Here is a 19,965-nt window from a genome sequence, read left to right as displayed (position 1 = left end):
GCATGCCCGTTTCAGAACGATTCACACGCTCAAAGTGCTTGAATCGACCGTAGCGTCAGGTTGTAGGCCTTGCGAATGCAGAACGCCATACAGGTAGCCAGCATCGCCAACATGCTAAACAGCCGATCTATGTTGGACCTCCGTCTTCGCAATGAGCGTGTTATGCGTGGCGGGACGATGATTTGGGAGCTCGTAATCATTGCGGCTGCCCCCGCAACAGCGTGACCATGGCTGCCGAGGCGCCGGTAAACAGAGTACGCCCGCGGACGAAAGAGAAAGAGTTACCGATATGCGGCTTAAGACAGATTTGGTGGGTCAAGAGCGACGAATGAGCTGGATTCCCAATGCGCATCGCTGTGCAGCCGCCCTCATTGCGATCGGGATCGCGATCGCAGCGACGTGGTGCACAGGCTACGCTCGCGCGCGAGATCGGCGGGCCGAGGAAGTCTTGACCTCGTGCAGACCAGACGTGATGCGCTTCTGTGATCGCTTTACAGGGCGTAGCGATGTGGACGTGGCCATGTTTTGTCTTAGGGACAATTTCAAGAACTTGCGCGGCGAATGCCGCCGCATGATGCCAACCGCGGCGGAGAGAAACGACCGACCGAGACGGCGTCTCAACAGGCTTCCGGTCGTCCTCCATCGAGAGTGAGGCGTCCGAGCGGCAGTCGCAGATATCGACCGACAGTGAGGTGTTCCCGACTGCCGGGAGCCAGAGTTTAGCCCGCTTGGTGGCCGAAGGTCGATCTGCCTGAAGCATTGGCCTGCCGAGCCGCAGTTCATCTATTAGGGTACTGAGTTCTGTGAATCGATTCGCCTCGATCAGCGATCGATGTGCGCCCACGCGTGTTACCAGGTTGTAATGCGCTCTGAATTTCTTCGTATGCAGCGGTTGCGCTTTACTCTGAGCTGCTGCCATTCGCCGACTTTCAGGCCGTCGTGAGATTGGCATCGGCTTGCTGTAATTGGTCCGAAGGAGAATCTGCGTAAACTGTGGTGGTTACGGCCGGACGTTTGCAGAAATCCGTGCTGCCCATCTATGACGTTGTGCTCGGCAGCCAAGTATTTTCCGGCAGGCGAGTAAATCGGCTACAACTGGCAAAAGATCGCCGGAATCCTAGCGTTGGATTGTTTTTGTCGGTCTTCCTCAGCTTTCTCTGGCTGGGAATTAGCCTGGTTTTGACTGGCGGGCTCAAGGTACAGCTACAGCTAGCAAACCTCTTACCCGTCCATCGACTTCCCGAAGGAACCGCTTGATGGCGTTGCGGCGTTCTCGATGGGCGCTTCAGGGGAGTCGCTTCGCCCGGTCGTGGTGCTCTTGGCCGAATACACTTTAGGGCTCAAGGTCAAAGGAAGTGACGTCGACAAGAGCCGTTCAAAGGCAGAAAGCTGTTCAAGCAGACGCCTCTCGACGGCCTTGCGCTCCGCCCCAGGTAGGTCCCTTTTAAGAAGCCGACGGCAGCGCCAAATTTCGTTCCGCAGGCATCTGATCTCACTTAATGTATCATCAATCGAAGTCATCACAGATGTAGTTCACTTCGTCTTGGGGTACTAAGCACGGCGATCGTCATCGAGCGGCCGTTCCTTGGCTCCGCGTTCGTCCCGAATAGTTGATCCAAGAACTTGCGACTTCCCGCCCGTTCTTCGCGGGAGGCGGCGAGCAGTTGGATGTATGCAACTCTTATCAATCAATATCACCCTACACCGCGCGTGTGACGAGAAATCGAGGTAGATCCTCGCGTTTTCACGGCGCCGCGGTCGTGTGCCTTGCACAATTCCAGCGCTCCACCAGATTGTTTAGTGCGCGAACACCGTAGAGTACTTAAGTCCATGCCCGACACGCAGATGGCTCTAGCAGGAGCTGGTAACAGACAACGCATGTTCCCATGGTCGATGGCAGCGGAATGAGCAAGCGTTTGACGGCTTTGTTGCCTGTTCAGGCGCTGGGCGCGACCTGACCTAGGCCAGCAGCTCGCGACTCCGAACATAGCGATGTCGACCTCTAGCGGCCCAACCGACGTACATTGCGACCTCTGATCGTGGTCGGTCTCGCTCTAGGACGGCCATTCGCAGTCGCTTACCAATAAATAGTCGATGGGCAGAGGTGGACCTCATCAACAAAATGGGAAAGCCACGGGGCGCGATTTGAGGAAGGCCAGCCAGGCTGAGTGCGATCTACGGCTCGCGCCGGCCGATCAAAGAAACGCACGCGCCGGGATTGGATCTTGGTTCTGCAAGGCAAAATGTCGGCTAGACGCAGCGTGGAGCAAATGAGCATTCCACACAAAATCATTGCTGTCGATATCCGCTATGCATGCCTCAGCAGACCGATTTATTAACTTGAATCTGACGCTGCGACAGGTTGTAGGCTTGCTGATGCCTAAGGCCCGCTAGGCAGGCGTTGATGGCGCATCGCAAATCGAGACTGAGAGGACGCCTGCTGATTTTTCGGGTGATGGCAGGAAAGCCACTTCCATCGTCACACGGGGCGCCGGGCCAGCCATTGTCAAGTACACTGATCAATTGGAGTCGCGACAATGATGGAATGATGCAGGCAGCAGAATATGGTGACCACAGCGGTAGCCGCTATTTAGCGCACCAGCGAAAGGGCGCTGGTGAACAGCCCGCGCTCGCAGGCAGAGACTCCAACGGAATAGACGGTTCACTCCGGCCAGAGCCGACGACGGCAGCACTGATGGCCGCGCAGAGCGCTGCGGTGAAAGCACGGAGTGTCTTATGTCTTTCAAACCAGCGTCACGAGCGCGCTAGGCGAAATCGATCGCGCCGGCGACATCGTTAAATACTTAACAGGGGTGGTCACGCGCGACAGCAACTGCGCACGTCGATCGATGTCCTAGAAGGGGGCCGGCGATTGAGTCTCAATCTAGAGTTCTGCCGAGTTCCGAGGAAAGCATCCGCGCCGGAAGATCGTGGGGCTACGCCGCGACATGCAACGCGTTGAGCCGAAAGACCGGAGGCCATTCCGGCCAGGATGTTTGCCAGAGAACAGCTTCTCGAGTGTCGCAGCTTGACGGCGTTCTGATTGGGAAGGTCGAATTAGGTCCCCCATCCGTATTTGTACCATCATTCGGTCGGCACTCCAAAAGAGCGGAATGCCGCTGTGGAGCTATCAGAATCGTGCAACTCACGCAATCTGAGGCCGTGCGCCCGTGCTGAAGATAAGCGGTCCGAGCAGTGAGGTAAACGACCATCTCTCGATAGTGAGTTCAACAGGCATGACGCTGCGATGTTGAAGACGACTGTCCGTCCCAGCGACACTCTATGCGATGTGGTCGCCAAAGGACTGAACAAAAAATCAGAAGGACTAAGTATTGAGCCAGGCGGAGAATGACGTCGTCGAGCACATGCTCTCGTCATTGACGACCAGCTTGTTGCAGAATCGTATCGCGCCATCCGAGGAGCAGGTGATGCATCATTTTAGGGTAGCCTGCGAGAGAGTTGGGCTGATCGCGAGCGAGGAGATGGCAATACGTATACTGAAACGTGTTTCATGCGAGATCAACGACTCGCAGTCAATGCTCAAGTTCATTGATCGCGGCGCAGCTCGATTACACTGAGCTCGACATATAAACTCTTTCGCACCAGTGCAGATACAGCTGTCCGGTCATTCAGTGGAACGTGCACGGGTCAAGAGTCGTCTCACGGGCGCTTGCCTGTCGAGGTCTGCGACGGTAAGCCGAGGGAGGTCCGGTTCACGTGGCCGGTGTCAAAAACGCGGGGAACTCGTCATCGGAGAATTTAGCGAGCTCGTGTTGTTAACATTCGGGTGCGCGCGCGTCTCGTAGCTAAGGGCGAGCGGCGTTAGGCGCGATGGGCTGCAAGCTTTTAAGCTCAGCTATTACAACGCCGGGAGAAGTGGGGCCGCCTCGCCGCAAGCGACAGCAAGGTTACCGGCGCAAGCGCGCTGCTGCCGGCGCGCCGGCACCCGGCGTCAGTCGACCCAGCTCGACGTCATTCACCTACGGGGCGCTGAGCCTAAGGTTGAGAAATTGATGGGAACCATCCGCCATTTTGTCGCTCCGCGATCCGTCAGCTTATCGACAGCTAGCTCTCGTAACATGAACGTCCCTACTAGCTTGTAGGCTTGGCTCAATGTGCGCAGATCTGGCAGGCGAGACCAGGGTGGATTCCGATATCAACCGATCCACAAGCGAGACTTCGCCTGCGTTCGCTGCACCGTCTGCAGTTCCTCGATGGCACTCGCAGCAGCGTATTCGCGCCAGTGGTGCGTCGCGGCGTCGCTCTGTGATCTCACCTCATTGCAGTTAGCGGGTGGAGCGTCATCCATGGTGGGGGATTACGGGTTCTAAGATAAGCCGCCCCGGCAAGTTCGCTTCATTATTGCTACGGAAAAGACGACATCGATGAATGCAGAACAGCTCGGCTCTGGTACTCCTTCCGCAACTTCCGATTCGGAAGGCTCCGAACTGGGCTCTCCGGCCGCATCGCAGTGGGGAGAGGCATTGACGGACGTGCAGGCGTCCGCTACCGAGGCCGCTGCCTGGCAGGAGGAGGTGTTGACGGATTGGGCTGCCGAAGACGGGCAGGGGCAAAATGAGGATCGACAACAGGCGGTAAGTCGAACGAGGGCTTGGCGGCGCACGGGTGATCTCAATGAGCTGCTAGGTCTGTCCTCTCTGTCCCTGACCGCCTTGTCTGCGCCCGTTCTGGCCGGGGTGCGCCGCCTGAATGTCGATGGCAATCAGCTGGCCAGCCTGCCCGAACGCCTTCCATCAACGCTTCAGGAGTTGGACGCTAGCGGTAACCGTCTGACCCACCTACCCCGGCTTCCGGACGGGCTCCAGTATCTGAACGTCGAGTACAATCAGTTGACGGAGCTGCCCGAGCCTCTTCCGGCCGGGCTCGAATGGCTTAGCGCCAGCCACAACCGGCTGACCAACTTGCCTGAGACCGTCCCGCACCAGCTGTTATGGCTCGGCGCCAGCAACAATCAGCTGACCAGCGTGCCCGAGACCCTGCTGGCCGGCCTAAGCCGTGAGTCGAGCGTCAATCTTGAGAATAATCCGCTCGCCGCTTGGGTGCAGGTCGGCCTGGCAACAGCGATGCACGCCGAACACTATGCCGGCCCTCAGGTTTTCTTCTCAACCGCGGATGGAGTGGTGGAAGTTCAGCCGCGGTCCCTGCAAGAGGTTGCCGCGGACTGGCTCGAGGGCGAGCCCACGGTAGTGGCCGCTTGGCAGCACTTCGCCCATGAAGCGGGGGCCGCGGACTATGCACGCTTCCTCGACAGGCTCCGTGGCACCGTGAACTATGGCAACGAGGCGTTCCGCCAGGCGGTCGCCGAAAATTTGCGGCAGGCAGCCGTCAGGCCGCGTTTGCGCGAGCAGTATTTCGAGCTGGCTTCGGAAGCAAACGCGAGCTGCGAAGATCGCGTTACTTTGGCCTGGAACGGCATGCAGACTGCACGCCTGAACGCTGATGTCGAGGACGGCGTCTATGATGGGCGACCGGGCGAACTGCTCCAACACGGTCGCGTCATGTTTCGCTTGGAAGCGCTGGACGGAATCGCGCGCGAGAGGGTCAACTCGCTTCGTCGTGCCGATCCCAACGCGGAAGTCGATGAGATCGAGGTCTACCTCGCCTACCAGACCCAGCTGCGGGACGCGCTGGAGCTGCGGCACATCGCTCCCGACATGCGCTTCATGAACGTCTCTCATGTGACCGCGGACGATGTGGCCAGGGCCGAGGCATCGGTGCGGAACCAGGAAGCGGCGGAATTTCCGGACTATTTGGCAGCGCGCTGGCAACCATGGGAAAGCGTAGTGAGGCGCATCGCACCCGAAGACTATGCTGAAATGCAGGAGCGGCTCGTCGACGCCATGGGCGTACAGTTTCAAACCTGCTTGGATGGGCGACTGGCCGAGCATGGCCTGACAGGCGATGCCGACGCCGAGCGGGTGCTCGGCGCCCAGATCCGCAACGAGATAGCCCGCGAGATCAAAAGCGCGGTCATGCACCAGGTGCTCGGGAAACTCGGCCTTGAGCTTTGAGCGCCCTTCGACTGAAGGGACCGTCGATCTGCCTAGCTGCTCACAATGTCAAGACAGTCATCGATTCTTTCGAGGACGGGCGTGTCTGCATGCGGCATCCGGCGAATGAGCTGCCGTCAATTTCAGGTCGCGCGGTGGTGCGGACGATCACGGTAAAGATGCGCGATTAAAGCGAACATCCCGTATACCGCAGTTCCTACGTTCGCGCGTTGCGAACGCCATTGAAGTCATCGGTCAATGACCCGTTCATGGCCCGGACGAATAGATGGCGAGCAGACCGAAATCTCAAGTGGCCCTTGTACAACGTAGGCTATCGATATCCGTCCCCCGCGATCGATAGGACCATCGCAGCATCACACTCGAGTCCAGATCGCGAAACATGCTGTAATTGCGTCGGATCCATTGATGCAGCTCGGTGGACCAGTCCTTCTCGTTGCGCAGATATCCCGTGAAGGAAAAGCCAAGCCGGTCTATATATCTTTTGAGGAACAGCGGAAGTGCGGGGATCCGAATGACTCGCTCGCCATCCATCGCTTCAGGTAATCCGCCGCGCAGCACGAATTCATTTTGGACGGTGACCAGCGACGCCGGCGGAATTCGCCGGCGCAGCATCTCATAACCGCGAACGGAGATACGGTCTGCGCCCGCGACGTAGAGGATGATAGGGGCGACATAGCAGCGCGCCGTCTCCTTCATGAAGCCAATCTCCTCGCACATCTTGAAGAATTCGTCGAAGGCGTGAAAGCCTAGATCAATCACCTTGGGTACCCGATCGTGGATGATAAGAGGATCCATCAGCTGCATCTTGCCGTAAGTGTCGATCACATCCGCGGTTTCCGTGATGTTGGGGAGGTAGTCGAGCAACGACGGCTCTTTCAAGTTGACATCAAACGACAGCGCTGCGCCGTTTTTCAGTAGCAAGAACTCGCTCATGGCCCGAGCGATGAGGGTTTTACCGACCTGCGGGCTAGGAGAGCAGATAATGTAGATTGGGGTCGCTAACATAGCCAGCAGATCAATTTTGTTCCGTACAGGCCCGACCTGAGCTCGCCGAATATGCGACTACTTCTCGCCGGCCCGGGTGGCGGACTTGGCTCCGGCCAATTCCGTCAAGTTGATGCGATCAAATTCGCTCCAGACATTTGCCAGCCAGTGCCGGACATAGCCGCGCAGCACGAACGAGTTGTTCGCAGGTTCATCGTTCCGCCCCTTGTTTGCGACGAAGTCTATGAATGGGACTGATGCGACTTCCACCTGCTCATAAGCCATCTCGTTAAGCTTCGGTATGACCAACTCAGTCGCATGCTTGATGCGGTGAAAATAGGAATTATATGTCGCTTGATCCCACTGGAAGAATTGAGTGTCGTTGATGAAGTTCTTGACTAGGTAGTACTTCGCGCCGCTCATGAAGGTCGCGGTTTCCTCGATCTCGTCTAGCGAGGCGATCGATGATCCCAGGATATGGAACACGGCGAACGTTATCTGGCCAGACCGCGCCGAGTCCAGAAATCCGATGTCGCGCAAGGAAGCCAGCGCAGACGACAGCAAGCCTGCGCGAGCATCAATGACAGTGACGGAGAGCCCTGAGTTCAGGGTGTCGAAGATCTTCATCTGGTCCGCCGTCGTCGTCATGTCAACGATCTCGGTGATCTCGGGATAAAAGCGCTTCAGCGTTCCCCGCGGCGACTCGGTGTCGAATGCGCGTGTTTGCACGTTGTTGACACTGAAGTAGTCGAGCAGCGTTCGTGATACGGTGGTTTTGCCGACTCCTCCCTTGTCCGCACCTACCACAATTACAACTGGCTTCACCATGAAAATCTCCTGAGACACTCGCTATTGCCGCGCGCAAGCTGCGCAACCGGCGCGTCTCTGCTTCGAGTGCGAACATGGCAGAAAGAAGGGGCAGTGAACCTTCGATGCGAGAGCTCTGCAGCTGATGAGCATTTTTCAACATCAAGCGGGTGAGGTCCTTGAATCGGTGGACGCCGAGAATGGGGATTAATCACTGGTGCTGGTGATTTACGTGAGGTTTGTAAGCGGCTGGAACGCGCCCGGCCAAGAACCAACGGTCTGCCTGTGGTGATCGTTACGATTGCCATAGGGTATCTTTTGCAGCCAATGAAGAGGCCGAATCTTACGTAGCGTCAGATTGCGAGTGCGGGGAAGCACAATCGAGGCGGAGCTACGCGGTCCAACTATGGCTTGGCAAATCATCAAAGGTCTGCATGGTCGTCTTTTCGGCAGACAAGTACTGAGAGATGACTATGAACGACCTACTCTCGCTCTACTGAAGAATATCCGTAAGCGAGCGCTGAAAGGGTTGCTGACGCAAATAGCATGCATGCATCTGTTCGCGCCGAGGCGAGTTTATCGTCTCATGGAGAACGAGATCGAAGGGTGAGCGGGGCGCCGCTCGACGGCGCAACATCGGAGGCCAAGCGATGTCGAGGACGTTCCGTCAAAAGAAGCCGGCGCCGAGCGAATGGAAGTGGCGATCTTTGTCCTGGGCAAAGGCTTCGCCGATTACGCTACGTGGTGCGGGTCAAGAAGCATTTGCAGGGAATGAGGGATGGCCTGCCGCGTGTGCGCTCTCTGGGCCGCTTCCTTGTGCGGCGGATGGTGTACATTGCCGTTTTGAAGCGCCCACTCTGACAACCCTTTCGATTTATTGGGGCAAGCCCGCCTGAATGGGATGCGAGGTGCTCGTCTGGTCGCGCTTTAGATAGTTGGTCTGCATATTCGGCCTCGGCGTAACGCAGCTCGAGCAAAACTGAACGCGACCGGGTCTGTACTTGATTAGTGGGTTCTGCTTCCTCGCCCTGTAGATTCAGGGTGGGTACTTCGATGTGCAGAAGGACCGTTCGGTCTAGACGACAAGAAGCAGGCTCAAGATATGGCCATATCTGCCAAGGAACCAGACTGGCACGTCGCGCGAAGACGATGGACGCATCATGTGCGTCAGCCCGGCGGATTGCCCGCCCACGGACGATCTACAATCGGATCAATCGCTGGCCAAAGCGACCCCACCAAGCAGCTGTTCTTGAAGCTCTCGCCCGCTGCGGGAACGATAGCGTGACTTTGTCGATCGGCTCCGCCTCGATCGAGGCGCATCGGTCTTTTAGCGGCGGAAAGGGGAGCACAGACATGCTGTTGCCCGTTGGCGCGGTGGGCGGACGACGAAAATCCACGCGCTAGGCGCCCCTAATTGCAAACCTTACACGACGTCAGCTTGCCGACAGCTTCTACAATGAGCAATCTACTGTAATGAGAATAAACTATATACCGCCCCCTCCGACGAGCGGAGTCTGGACCAGCAGCGCGATGCGCTGGCCGGCGCTGCTCCCGAGGATACGACCAATTTTAAGGTCGCGTTAGCCGCCCAGGCACCACCTCTTCCGCTATTGACAAGAGGAAGAGTGAGCAACTGAGGCTGTACAGAGCAATCAGCAACATCAAATGTCCAGTGTGTTTCTTTGTTTTCGGATGCGAACGGACGCAACAAGGTGGGAAGTATGAGCGTAGCGCCGAGCGGCGATTGCGCCGAAAAGGGCGCTCGAGCGGCCGCATGGTAGCTGTCAAATGAGCCGCCGCCGAGGATGTGATTGGGCGTCGCTTCCGCCGTGGTCGGCAGGCTGCCAAAGGTTTTATCGAGCAGTTTGCAGAGAACTCCTGGACCAATGTCGCCGACCACCGCGATTGTGAGCGTGTCTTTTGCGATCACGCGTCGGGCATAGCCCTGGAGATCCGCGACCTCGATCTTCGGCACGCTTTCCAGCGAGCCTCCGGCTGGGCGAGCATAAGGATGATCGCTAAAGGCGACTTCGAGGAACTTGCGATGGGCCACAGACGAAGGATCGGTCGAGTCGTGCCGAAGGCGTGCAAGTACAGTTGCTCGGATCCGTTCGACATGGGCGGCGTCTAAACGCGGCGAGGTTAGCGCCATGCGTAAAAGATCGAAGGCCTCGTCCGCGTTGTCCTCGAGTGTGCGCAAGGAAACGCGGAAGTGATCTGTCGAGCGAAAACGGAGCTCAATCGCACGACGGTCGAGCCGCTTATCGAATGTCTTGAAGTCCAACTCCGCCGGAACCTTCGTTGAGCAGGCCAGCAACCATGTGGCCTACGCCAGGCTCTTGAGAGGGGTCCTGAGTCGCGCCGCCGGTGAGGCAAATTCCATCGCATTAGGATCCCACGTCGTGTGCAAGGATGGATCAGGAGAGCTTCTCAACGTGTTTTGGCGTAGACTCTTTGATGAGATAGCCGGTCACCGATCGCTTCTTGTCGAGCCATTTCCGCACAGCCTCATGCACTTGCTCTGTATCGACCGCGCGGATGCCGTCCGGCCAGCCTCGAATATCCTCGATGCATAGTCCTGTTGTCAGGCCGCGGCCATACCGGCGCGCGAGCATTGCCTGATCGTAATGGACGAAGGTTACTTGCGCGATCAACTGCGTTTTGACCCGCTTGAGGTCTTCGGTGCTCGCAGGATTACGCCCAATCTCGGCAATTATCTCGTCGATGGAGCGCTCGACCTGGCTGAGTTTGACGCCGGGTTTTGCTATGGCCCAAATCTGGAATAGCGTGGGATCGAGCGCGGCAGAGTGGTAGCTTGCTCCGGCAGTGACCGCGAGCTGCTTTTCGACCACCAGCGAGCGATAGAGATATGAGTTGACGCCGCCGCCCATCAACTGCTCTAGCACGTCAAGCACCGGACCCTCGCCGGCGGCCGCGGTGCGAGCCGACGGTACGAGGTAATAGCGGTGCAGGGCTGGGTGTTCGACGCGGGAATCGGCCAACGTCACTGTGCGCGGAGCTCCCGGCGTCGGCTCCTGCGGGCGCAGGCGCTCCAGGGGAATCGTTGGTTGCGCGAGGATGCCGCCAAACCTCTCCTTCACCATCGAGCGGATTTCCTTCGGGGCGACGTCGCCAGCGACAATTAGGATCGCGTTGTTCGGTGCATAGAACCGCTTGTAGAAGGTAAGCGCGTCATCTCGGGTAAGCTTTTCGATTTCGTGGCGCCAACCGATAATGGGGCGACCGTAGGGGTGGTTGAGGTAAAGCGCCGCCATCACCTGCTCAGCGAGCCGTTCATCTGGATGGATGGCGAGGCGCTTATTGAACTCCTCCAGCACGACGTCGCGCTCGGACAAGACGTTCTCATCTTTGAGAACGAGACCGGTCATGCGGTCGGCTTCAAATTCCATCATCTTGCCGAGGTGCTCGCGCGGCGCTTGCTGGAAGTAGCTGGTGTAGTCGAATCCGGTGAAAGCGTTGTGATTGCCGCCGGCGGGCAGCGCGGCCCTGGAAAATTCATTCGCCGGATGTTTGGAGGTGCCCTTGAACATCAGGTGTTCGAGGAAATGCGCAAGCCCCGATTTGCCAGACGGCTCGTCGGCGGAGCCAACCTTATACCAGATCATCTGAGTCACGACGGGTGTGCGATGATCCGGTATCACGATCACCTGCAGGCCGTTCTGAAGCGTGAAGCTAGTGGTCGAGCTGATCTGACCGCATTGGCAAACACGCCACCCTCTTCAGGAAGGTATAAGTCGGCGCTATCATCGGTACTATGCGCGACCGCCAGCGCGGTGGGCGTCGTCGAGTCGGAGGCCGTAGCGGCGGTACCTCCCGCCTTGGCGGTGGCCGAAATCCGGTTCTGCATGGCATCGCCTTTCGTTTTCATACGGATCCACGTTTATGGTGGACAAATCCGACGAAGCGGGGAGCCGCACGTGTTTGCCAAACACGAGCAAATGCCGGACCAATTGCCGAGGTGGCGTACTCACGGGCGCACGCACGCCGACTGGACGCAAAACAGAACCGGCGCGCACTATTCTGGCCAAAGGCTATGCAACAGAAACGCCATTTTATGACGCCCTTGGGAACAACACGTTCCATCATTGGCTGCGGGAGGTAATTGCCGACGAGGCGGTCCACTCGATGAACGCAGTTAACGCTATCCGCGCGCGGTATCGCGACCGCATTGGCCAAGTGGGCACAATTCTCGATAACCTAATCCGCGCGGCCGATAATCTACGTTATTAAGGCACCTTCGTCCTCGACTACTTCGGCGCAGTGTACTCCAAGGAGCTGCTCGCCGGCTCCCCCCTCGCGACCACGAGAAATATTACCAAGCCATTCATCGTGTAAGAGCGGAGATGTGTAACAGCGAGCCGAAAGTTGCGCCAACGTCATCTCGCCGCTCAATCCACCTTTCCTGCAACTTTTCATTCTGTCAGTTAATGCCAAGTTGTCCTGACGCGTTGTGTGCAATGTCGTGCTCACGACATGTCCACGGGTCACCTCCTCGCTAACAAGATGGCGCGCATCGTCTGGGCATTGATGGCGAGAGGCGGTACCTATCGGGCTCCGGCTGCGGCGGCCGCAGCAAAAGGCCGGACACATGTCAGTACCCGACCACGCTCCGCGCTCTTCGAAAGATTCGTCTTGCATCAACGGGGGCGTACACACATGTCCATGCTGACGCGGCAGGGACCGTGAGAGTGTGAGAAGGTCAACCGGAGAGTATGGCGCAACGGTCACGAGACAGGAATCGGGAAAACCAGATCATGGATACGGGCCTCGAGCACGCGAGGTTGAATTGGACCCGTTCCGCGAACTCCCATACGGGAGGGTGTAGCGAGAGCGGCTACGTAAGTTGTTGTTTTCCAGTGGGCGTGAGGGACGCTGGACCGCAGGCGTTCTCCGCGCCGGCAACGGCCATGAGTTCGCGCCATTGGTCGCCCAGGTCTCATCGATGAAGACGAGCCGATCCGGGTCGAGCTCGCGCTGGCTCTAACGCCGGTCTCGCGTCGAAGATGTCCGGGTGATCCTGTTCTGTGGCGTGGGCGGATTTTTGTACGCGTGATCTTGTGGCGCTCGAAGAAGCGGCAGATCGTGCCGTAGCCAAAGGGACAGGTCTTGTGGGCTCAAGTCATGGCGCAATTCCTCGATGGTGATGTCGGGCGACGCCGCGAACAGAGCCATAATCGTCGCGCGATGGGTATCAATCCGATGAGACTTGCGATCTCTGCCCTGAGCTCTTGGCTGGGCACGATGGCGACAAAGCACCGGCCCTCTTCTTCCTTCAAATCACCAATACACGGATTGCTCATTACTCCTGAGAATTCGAAAGACAGTTCAGATCACAGTCATCAGATTGGAGATTGCCAAGCCGAAACGGGCCTCGTTCCCGTTAGCTATTTCTACATTCCGCCGTCCAATCGATAAACTGAGACAACGGGGTGCAGAAGCGCCCGGATGGAGCTCTGCCGAGCCGGGTGGATGTGCTCCTTGTGGAAGACGTTCATTGTCGGTCCCGCTCATGCCGACAAGAGTCTGCCAACCATTCACGCCTTCCACTCCGCCGCTAACGGATCGAAAACGGTTTTCGAGCAAGTTCTTGCCCGGGATAGCAGGGGAGGCGATCCACACATGACCGCACCGGCCGTTATGGAAAACGTGCGCCGCTATCGCGCGATAGCTTCGTTGTGCCGTCAGTCCGCCGCATTTCGGCCAGTCCAACGGGACTCATTACTAGCGCAAGCTGCGGAATGGGAGGAATGCGCGATCGCGGAGCTCGAGAGATACTTTAATTCCTCGACCGCATGTTTTCGTTAACGGCAGCGGGCGCTTCGCAGATCCACGATCGAACAAAAAGTAAGGTTCACGAGGGAGAACGGCCGCCAGGTGATCCGGTTGCGCAAGCCAGCCCTCGTGAAATCATGTCGGCGTTGGCGCTACTGTCTTCAGCTGCGGCAAAGATACAAGCGGGCTGCTCGCGCATTTCTCCACTTGTCGCCCTGCTTGGCGGTATCAAGCGCCATCATCGAGTCACTTACCTCAGCAGAACCCAACGCTGCTGCGCGAGCTTTCGCTGGGCGATTGGATGTGTAGAGAGGACGAGCGGTTCGTCGCCATTGAGCCGGAGCTGACGTTCCAGGAGGATATCGCCTGGGTTGTTAGCCAGCGGATGAGTCACGCTGAGATCTATCGTCGAGGTGCTTTCAATACATCGAGCAAACTTAAGACTTTGAGATATCCACCACTGGCGGCTTGGAAATGAGCGACTACGGCGGGATCGCCGTCGAAGAGCGACCCGGAGTAGAATTCGATAGCGCCGGAGTCTTAGTAGAGACTATGCCCTGGAAACGTTTGACTATCAGTTCAGTACGATCCATTGTTCGTGGGTCGTCTTATTCACCCGTTGCGGATACACTTGGCGTGTGGTTGGGTTCCTGATCCTGGTTATACAGGTCGGTTTCATTGTACGAAACGAAGTCCCTTCGCGGGAATTTAACTCTTGAGCCTCGACGGCGGCTGGATAATCGGCTGGCTGTCGGTAAGCTGACAGACAGGCACTGCGATCCGCTCTTGTTCGTTGGCTGCCTCTAACGGTACGGTTCGCGCCGGCCATCCGCTTGCAGTTGTGGGACCGGATTGCGGTTCTGCGTTGTCCCTTCAAGTGCGAGCGACAGCTTGAGATTGTTGCTCAACATCGGATTTTCTGGGTCAATTGCCAGAGCTTGGCGGTATAGCCTTTGCGCCTCGTGATGGCGGCCCTCGTGATCGAGCACAACACCTTTGGCATTCAGTGCGCGCAGGTCGCCGGGTGCTGCAAGCAAGATGTTGTCGAGGACCTCAAGCGCCTCACCAGGGCTTTCACGCATCAGCAGGCCCCGCGCAAGAGGAATCGCCGCATCGACATTGTCCGGTCGTTGCTTCAGCGCATCGCGCAAAGCCTTCTCGTCAGCATCCCGACCGAGGGCGTGAGAGATGCGCTCGCGCATAGCTGGATCGACGTCCTTGCCCCCAACTAGCTCTGCCGTAGACGTCGGCTGCTGTGAAAGATCCGACGTGTGCGAGTTAGCGCAACCCGCGAGAAGCACAATGGCAAACATGGGGAGAAAAGCCGAGCACGAATGGTGACGAAAGTTACGCCAGCGCCGCAGAACATTAATCTTACATGCATTCATAAGCGACCTCACAACGCCACACCTGTGCTTGTCAGCCGGCCGCAGGGAGGAGGTCACGATGCCCGCCTGTAGGAGTCTTGCCCTTGCCAGGCGCAAGTTTGACGGAGCCAATCGGCTGGACGGTGAAATCCGAGGCGAGATCCTGATACGAGAGGACAGGTAGGTCTATTCCATTGCGGGTGAGAAAGCCGCGGACGAAGCGCCGGATATCCATCGAGCCCAGGATAACTGGCTGGTTCTGACTGCGCGCGATGCTCGAATGGATCTGGCGAAATTGTGCAAGTAGCATCTCGCTTTGCCGATCCTCCAAAACGAGGTAGGGACCGACAGCAGTCTCGCGCACCGCACCTCGCACGATATCCTCGGTCTCACGCTCGACGATAAAGGCCGCCACAACACGATGGGCATTGGCATAGCGGTGACAGATCTGCCGCTTCAGAACGGAGCGCACATATTCGGTGAGCAGTACGGCACTTTGCTCACGTTCGCTCCATTCTACAAGCGCCTCCAGAACCAAACGCGTGTTCCGGATGGGGATGCCTTCGTCCAGCAAGCGACGTAGCACATCCGCGATGCGAGGGATCGGTGTCGTGCGCAGCACCTCCTTCACCAGATCGGCATATTCCTGCTCCATCCGGCTAAGCAACTGACGTGTTTCCTGAATGCCCACCAGGCGCTGTGCATAGCGTGTCAACGTCGACTGGATGCGTAAGGCGATGATTTCGCCCGGACGGTGGTGCCCTATTCCGGCAGCTTTGAGAGCGGACGCATGGCCTTGTTCGATCCAGATCCGATTCGTGTCTGGCTCCTGCCAAAAGGGGATCCCGCTCAGTTCAATGTTCGCCACATCGTCGTTAAGCAAGAGTTGTGTCGGGTCAATGGCGCCCTCTTCCACCGGCACTCCCTCGACATCCACCCGGAATTGCGATTGGCCCAGGTGCTGTCCGCTTTGGGCGGGAATGCGTGGAATTGTGATGCCAAGATCAGCTGAAACCAGTGCCGAAACCCGTGCGACGCACTGCTCGAGTTCCCCTACGTCGATTGCCTGCATCAGACTCGGCGCTAGCAACAGCGTAATCGGAAGTGCCTGCGCGGGCACGGTTTGCTTCTGGCCTTGTGCGGAAGCGGGAGCCGAACCGGTGGGGCCGGCGCCGGCCTTGGGAGCGGTCTTGCCCTCTTGCACGCCAACCTTGAGAAAGCTGGCGGCGGAGAACAGCGCGGCCAGTATGACAAAGGGCGGCAAAGGGAAGCCAGGAACGAACCCCATCACAAGCAAGACACAGGACGCCAAGCGTAGCGCTTGTGTGCTGGCCGTAAGTTGCTTGACGATATCGGCGCCGAGATTGAGTCTGGAAGGACCGTTGACACGAGTGACAATGGTTGCGGCTGTAATTGACAGCAGCAGGGCCGGAATCTGCGAAATGAGCGCATCACCGATCGTCAGGATAGTATAATGATGCATCGCCTCCTCGAGGGACATGCCCTTGGAGAGCGATCCGATCGCGATGCCACCTAGCATGTTGATGCAGATGACTATTAGTCCGGCTATGGCATCGCCCTTCACGAATTTCATAGCGCCGTCCATCGCGCCGTGCAGTTGGCTTTCTCGCTCCAGCGCGCCGCGCCGGCTGCGGGCTTCGTGCTGATCGATATGGCCGTTGCGCAGCTCCGCGTCGATCGCCATCTGCTTGCCCGGCAGCGCATCGAGCGTGAAGCGCGCCGATACCTCCGCCACCCGTTCGGCGCCCTTGGCGAGAACCATGAACTGCACCATCGTCACGATCAGGAATATGACAATGCCGACTGCGATGTTGCCGGAGATAACGAAATCGCCGAACGTATGAATGATGCTGCCGGCATCGCCCTCGGCTAAGATCAGTCGCGTCGTTGCAACAGTAAGAGCGAGACGAAAGACGGTGGAAATCAGGATGACGCCCGGCAGGGACGAAAAGTCGAGCGGCGTGTTAAGATACAGGGCTACCATCAACAGCAATACGGCAAACCCCAGATTGAAGCCGATCAGCATATCGATCACGACAATCGGGATCGGCATGATCATCATTCCGATCGCCAGAAGAAGCATCAACGCGACCATCAAATCCGGGTGAGCCGGCGCCCGCGTGATGAGATTTCGTAGAAGGTTGGCCATGAGAAGCCTTATTGTTGTTTGATTGCAGCTGTGCTGCCCCGCAACAAAACATAGCGTTTGAAGACGGCTTGCGCTTCGGTCATGCGGCCAGCGTGGCGCAGGGCGTGGCTGCGCATCAGCATCAAGGGCAGACAGGAAGACGGTTCGTCATCCAGTTTGTCAAGCCTGTCCAATATCGACAGTGCTTCGTCACCGCGACGCTCCGAGATGAGCGCGTAGGCCAGGATGCGGAGCAGGCCGATGTCTTGAGACTGTTCGTGAGCGACCAGCCGCAACAGAGCCAGGCTCTTGGCGCTCTGTCCGCACGTAAGGTAGACATAAGAAAGCACGCAGAGCAAATCTCGCTCCGGCCCGGAGATCAGCTCGATAGCTTCCGCTTCGGAAACGATCGGCGGCTGTGTAGATGTGAAGTGTTGCACTTCGTCTGGCCCCACCATTGCTAGCCTTTGATCAAACCGTTGTGACTCTGCCGGAGCAGGATTAAACGTTGCAGCTCCAGTCGCAGAAGGGCGGCCCCTTCACGTGGCACCAAATCCTCTGGCGCGGCTGATAGCGTATCAGCCAAACGCTCCAGAAGAAGGCCGTGTTGCTCTGGACGCAGAACATGCGAATGACGTAAGCGCGGCGTCACGAAGGAGAGCAGACTGTGCGCGAGATTGGGCTCATTGAGCCAAGCGAGTTCCGAGCTGGGCTCGATCCGACCTGGCGGGGCGCGCGCCTCGTCTAGATTGATGCGCGAAACTGCATCGATCGAACTGAGCTCGAGCGCGCTCTCGATCGTGGCGTCCACCAACCGATCCAGTACGTCACTTTGGCGAGAAATTGAGGTGTGGCTCTTGTGATCATTGCCACGCGTCCGGTCAATCCCGATGGACTTGGCTCGGGAATTGACCGGCGTGATGGCAGATGCATGATGATCAACGTTTGGCTCCTGAAAAGGGGTGGCGGGCGCGACGGGATTGGGGGGTAGCCTAGTCATAACACCTTGCTTCCTTACCTCCGGCCTAAAACGCTAATAGGGTAGAGTGGCAAGCCGGCCATCCCGGCTCAGCAGAACACGCCCTTCCTCAATCCCGTAGACGGTCCATCCATTGCTCAAGAGCGCGCCGACGAAATACTTTTGACCAGCAATGACAATATAGGGGGCGCTCCCGCGCCAAACAGCTTGGACCCCAATTGCGGGAGGCGTCTTCTCTTCCTTGATAGCCACCGCATTGACGAGCGTATAAGCGCCATTGCTATTGTGATCAAACCGCTGCTGGACGTCTCGCCATGTGGCGAGCGAGGCGGGCGTAACGGAGCCATCGGCGGTGACAATGCCCGCCCCAGAGCCGACCTTGATGCCAACAAGGCCCGCTCTGTCAACCTCCTCTTGCAACCGTTCGGCAGCTGCATCGGTGGCCAGAGTATCAGGAGCGCTGAGCGCCAGCTTGGACGTATTCTCCTGGGCAGGGGACGATGGACTTGACGCCACGGTGGTATCGGTCTGGACAAAACTGGATGAGACTGCGCCAACCGCGGCAGAGCTGATCAGGACCAAAGCGAGAAAGGCGAGCGATATATGCCGGCGGTCGATGGAGCCAGCTTGCTTGTAGTCCTCGATCGTCCAGCGAATGGACATCGCCCCGGCATGCAAAACGACAGGAAGAGGCACAACAATGGATTCGTTCGGTAAAACAGTCTCGTGCCCCTCGATCCTGACGTCCCTCGCAAGGGCCTCGATCTCGATTGAATTGGAATGAGGAGTGACACGAAGATGGTGCGGTTCGAGGCCTTGTTCGACGAAAATTAAGTCAGCCTCGAGGCTGCTGCCAATCAGACACGATCCGACCCCCACTTTACTTGTCAGCCCGGAGTAACACCCCGACAACACTTCGAAATGCGGGCAATTTGGTTCATTCACGGTCGGTTTCCTGAACAGCGAACGGAACCGTACGGCAAAACCGTACGGCCCGTGCGACTTCACAGACTGAGCAGCCGGGGAAAGTGGGGCGGCGACGTCGCCCCATCTCATCCCTTACTGCACCCGCTCATCGGCCGCTTTCTTGACGGTCGAGAGCTCGGTCGAGACGACGCGAAGTTCCACATCCCTCTCAGCAGCCTTTGTGCTGGTCGCAGTCAGAGCGGCGATTTGCCGCTGGAATGCCGCCTCTCCAGCAACTTCAGCAGCCGTGGAGCCGGCTGCAGCAGTAGCGGTGCCGGCTGCCCCACCTGCAGTCGAGGTATGAGACGCACCAACCTTGTTAGACATACTATTCTCCTGTGTGCTCGAATTTCGCCGCGACGTGCGGCTCCTATTTCCTAACGTCGCAACATGCGACGTCAGGAATCCTCCTCTGTCTCGGCCATGACATCGTCGAAATGGCTCATTGCACTATTCGCAAATTGGAGAGCAACGGCTCCCAAAGCGACGCTGAACGCTTGCTGCATAGCGGCTTCTTGCGAGTTGCCGCCCGTGGACGCGCCGCCACTTACGGGAATGTTTGCATCAGGCGATCGGGCATGATCGTCGCGCTCGCCAGGCTTGTGAGATCCTTTTTCGCCGCTGCTTTTGCCGCCAGCCGCATGGAGGTCAGCATCAACGTGCCCAGCGGCGCTAGAGCTCGTAACGCGCATCGGGTTCTCCTATGTCAATTCGATCGCGCCAATGGAGGCAGTTTCCGCCCTCCACTATGCAAGTATTAGCTTTCGACAAGCTGACGAGTCGTAGAAAATGCAATGAGCCGATGGTCGATCATCCTTACCAGCTGACCGTATTTGAACAAGTTGCCCGCGAAAGCTGGAGATCAGATCGTAAGACAAACAATCGTTT

The 19,965-nt window shown here is 57.9% G+C and carries 14 protein-coding genes and 1 pseudogene; 3 read left to right on the top strand and 12 right to left on the bottom strand.

Annotated elements, in window-relative coordinates:
* Positions 1-196: 196 nt before the first annotated feature.
* Entirely contained in the window at positions 197-919 is a 723-nt protein-coding gene (locus tag N2603_RS40360) for a hypothetical protein (protein ID WP_260386567.1), read from the bottom strand.
* A 3,466-nt stretch (positions 920-4,385) separates the two neighbouring features.
* Between N2603_RS40360 and N2603_RS40355 the strand changes: the two genes are divergently transcribed.
* The gene (locus N2603_RS40355) at positions 4,386-6,032 is read left to right on the top strand and encodes an NEL-type E3 ubiquitin ligase domain-containing protein (protein ID WP_260386566.1); all 1,647 of its coding nucleotides are present in this window, start codon (positions 4,386-4,388) and stop codon (positions 6,030-6,032) included.
* A gap of 285 nt (positions 6,033-6,317) precedes the next feature.
* On the opposite strand, the gene N2603_RS40350 is transcribed toward N2603_RS40355, so the two are convergent.
* The 4 genes and pseudogenes from N2603_RS40350 to N2603_RS40335 all read right to left on the bottom strand — a co-directional run bounded on the left by N2603_RS40350 (position 6,318) and on the right by N2603_RS40335 (position 11,533).
* Entirely contained in the window at positions 6,318-7,037 is a 720-nt protein-coding gene (locus N2603_RS40350) for a hypothetical protein (protein ID WP_260386565.1), read from the bottom strand.
* Between the two features lie 57 nt (positions 7,038-7,094).
* Positions 7,095-7,844 carry a P-loop NTPase family protein gene (locus N2603_RS40345; protein WP_260386564.1) on the bottom strand — a complete coding sequence of 250 codons (750 nt, stop codon included), beginning with the start codon at positions 7,842-7,844 and terminating at the stop codon, positions 7,095-7,097.
* Between the two features lie 1,444 nt (positions 7,845-9,288).
* Positions 9,289-10,189: pseudogene (locus N2603_RS40340) on the bottom strand (M16 family metallopeptidase); the annotation flags it as partial.
* Positions 10,190-10,240: 51 nt separating this feature from the next.
* Entirely contained in the window at positions 10,241-11,533 is a 1,293-nt protein-coding gene (locus N2603_RS40335) for a M16 family metallopeptidase (RefSeq protein ID WP_425249022.1), read from the bottom strand.
* A gap of 193 nt (positions 11,534-11,726) precedes the next feature.
* Here N2603_RS40335 and N2603_RS40330 point away from each other — a divergent pair, with 193 nt between their 5' ends.
* Both N2603_RS40330 and N2603_RS40320 read left to right on the top strand, forming a co-directional pair.
* A complete protein-coding gene (locus N2603_RS40330) occupies positions 11,727-12,074 on the top strand; it encodes a hypothetical protein (RefSeq protein ID WP_260386563.1) in 348 nt (115 codons plus the stop codon).
* 1,389 nt (positions 12,075-13,463) lie between these two features.
* Positions 13,464-13,649, top strand: a complete 186-nt coding sequence (locus N2603_RS40320; RefSeq protein ID WP_260424381.1) for a hypothetical protein — start codon at positions 13,464-13,466, stop codon at positions 13,647-13,649.
* A 770-nt stretch (positions 13,650-14,419) separates the two neighbouring features.
* Here N2603_RS40320 and N2603_RS40315 read toward each other — a convergent pair.
* The 7 genes from N2603_RS40315 to N2603_RS40285 all read right to left on the bottom strand — a co-directional run bounded on the left by N2603_RS40315 (position 14,420) and on the right by N2603_RS40285 (position 19,769).
* Entirely contained in the window at positions 14,420-14,818 is a 399-nt protein-coding gene (locus N2603_RS40315; protein ID WP_260386562.1) for a tetratricopeptide repeat protein, read from the bottom strand.
* 217 nt (positions 14,819-15,035) lie between these two features.
* Positions 15,036-17,153, bottom strand: coding sequence for a type III secretion system export apparatus subunit SctV (sctV, locus tag N2603_RS40310; RefSeq protein WP_260386561.1), 2,118 nt, complete (start codon positions 17,151-17,153; stop codon positions 15,036-15,038).
* An 8-nt stretch (positions 17,154-17,161) separates the two neighbouring features.
* Complete coding sequence (sctY, locus tag N2603_RS40305) at positions 17,162-17,590, bottom strand: type III secretion apparatus assembly chaperone SctY (protein ID WP_260386560.1); 429 nt, start codon at positions 17,588-17,590, stop codon at positions 17,162-17,164.
* Between the two features lie 2 nt (positions 17,591-17,592).
* Positions 17,593-17,943: a hypothetical protein gene (locus N2603_RS40300; RefSeq protein ID WP_260386559.1), complete on the bottom strand. Its 351-nt coding sequence runs from the start codon at positions 17,941-17,943 to the stop codon at positions 17,593-17,595.
* A 222-nt stretch (positions 17,944-18,165) separates the two neighbouring features.
* Positions 18,166-19,056, bottom strand: a complete 891-nt coding sequence (locus N2603_RS40295) for a SctD/MshK family protein (RefSeq protein ID WP_260386558.1) — start codon at positions 19,054-19,056, stop codon at positions 18,166-18,168.
* Between the two features lie 114 nt (positions 19,057-19,170).
* Positions 19,171-19,404 (bottom strand): nodulation protein NopA, encoded by a 234-nt coding sequence (locus N2603_RS40290; RefSeq protein WP_260386557.1) that lies wholly within the window; start codon positions 19,402-19,404, stop codon positions 19,171-19,173.
* Between the two features lie 71 nt (positions 19,405-19,475).
* Positions 19,476-19,769 carry a hypothetical protein gene (locus tag N2603_RS40285; RefSeq protein WP_260386556.1) on the bottom strand — a complete coding sequence of 98 codons (294 nt, stop codon included), beginning with the start codon at positions 19,767-19,769 and terminating at the stop codon, positions 19,476-19,478.
* Positions 19,770-19,965: the final 196 nt, after the last annotated feature.

Source organism: Bradyrhizobium huanghuaihaiense (assembly GCF_025200885.1).
In the GTDB taxonomy this organism is placed as follows: Bacteria; Pseudomonadota; Alphaproteobacteria; order Rhizobiales; family Xanthobacteraceae; genus Bradyrhizobium; species Bradyrhizobium huanghuaihaiense.
This window is presented reverse-complemented; position numbering and strand designations above follow the sequence as displayed.

Excerpts from the sequence above, each read along its gene's own strand:
- N2603_RS40360 (WP_260386567.1), bottom strand. The coding sequence starts at position 919 with ATGGCAGCAGCTCAGAGTAAAGCGCAACCGCTGCATACGAAGAAATTC.
- N2603_RS40355 (WP_260386566.1), top strand. The coding sequence starts at position 4,386 with ATGAATGCAGAACAGCTCGGCTCTGGTACTCCTTCCGCAACTTCCGAT.
- N2603_RS40350 (WP_260386565.1), bottom strand. The coding sequence starts at position 7,037 with ATGTTAGCGACCCCAATCTACATTATCTGCTCTCCTAGCCCGCAGGTC.
- N2603_RS40345 (WP_260386564.1), bottom strand. The coding sequence starts at position 7,844 with ATGGTGAAGCCAGTTGTAATTGTGGTAGGTGCGGACAAGGGAGGAGTC.
- N2603_RS40330 (WP_260386563.1), top strand. The coding sequence starts at position 11,727 with ATGGTGGACAAATCCGACGAAGCGGGGAGCCGCACGTGTTTGCCAAAC.
- N2603_RS40320 (WP_260424381.1), top strand. The coding sequence starts at position 13,464 with ATGACCGCACCGGCCGTTATGGAAAACGTGCGCCGCTATCGCGCGATA.
- N2603_RS40315 (WP_260386562.1), bottom strand. The coding sequence starts at position 14,818 with ATGCGCGAGCGCATCTCTCACGCCCTCGGTCGGGATGCTGACGAGAAG.
- sctV (WP_260386561.1), bottom strand. The coding sequence starts at position 17,153 with ATGGCCAACCTTCTACGAAATCTCATCACGCGGGCGCCGGCTCACCCG.
- sctY (WP_260386560.1), bottom strand. The coding sequence starts at position 17,590 with ATGGTGGGGCCAGACGAAGTGCAACACTTCACATCTACACAGCCGCCG.
- N2603_RS40290 (WP_260386557.1), bottom strand. The coding sequence starts at position 19,404 with ATGTCTAACAAGGTTGGTGCGTCTCATACCTCGACTGCAGGTGGGGCA.
- N2603_RS40285 (WP_260386556.1), bottom strand. The coding sequence starts at position 19,769 with ATGCGCGTTACGAGCTCTAGCGCCGCTGGGCACGTTGATGCTGACCTC.